This window comes from Pontibacter beigongshangensis (assembly GCF_014332515.1).
GTDB classification, from domain to species: domain Bacteria; phylum Bacteroidota; class Bacteroidia; order Cytophagales; family Hymenobacteraceae; genus Pontibacter; species Pontibacter beigongshangensis.
This window is the reverse complement of the sequence record NZ_VFSD01000067.1, coordinates 1-559: the sequence shown is the minus strand read 5'-3', so window position 1 is coordinate 559 and position 559 is coordinate 1. Positions and strand designations below refer to the sequence as shown.

The 559-nt window shown below is 46.7% G+C and carries 1 protein-coding gene; it reads left to right on the top strand.

Annotation, left to right across the window (positions count from 1 at the left end; all coding sequences use genetic code 11):
• Positions 1-283 (top strand): hypothetical protein (locus FJM74_RS22120; protein WP_187264826.1); only part of this gene is annotated, 283 nt, incomplete at its 5' end.
• Positions 284-559 lie beyond the last annotated feature (276 nt).

The window sequence follows — 559 nt, the reverse complement described above, 5'->3', positions numbered from 1 at the left end:
ACATCCGTCATTGGGATTATTTTCAGATTTTAAAATGGCGAAGCTTTCCGGCTATCAGGGCTGGATGGCATCAAAGGTCACTAAAGCGGCAAAGAAGGGAAAAAGAGCCAAAGGCATGAATCTCTTATTTAGGACTTTACGTCTTGTTGCGGCGTTGCCGGAGAAAGCTCTTCTGCTTTCGGACGGGAGCGTCCCTGCAAGACGTAGGAATAGCCAAGTTAGCCTTTTTGAAGGAGAAAGTCAAGGGGCAAACTTGGTTACGGTGGCTCTTTTCCCCTTCTAAGCGACAATAGAAAGACCAATGATTAGATGTTTTTTTGGCCAGCCCTGCCTGCCGCCCCTGGCCACGTTGCTGATCACCCAATCAACAGCATGGCCAGTGGCTAAAGCCGCCATTTAGAAAGAATTTTAATAGGAGAAAATAACCCAACGATCAGCTTTGTTTTTCCCTTCAAATTCCCTTCATTGAGTACAGAAAAAGGAAAAACAAAGCACGGATAACTACCCGCAGAAGGCATCCAATCGCAAAATACCTGCCGGACGCCTCCTGCCAACGTAT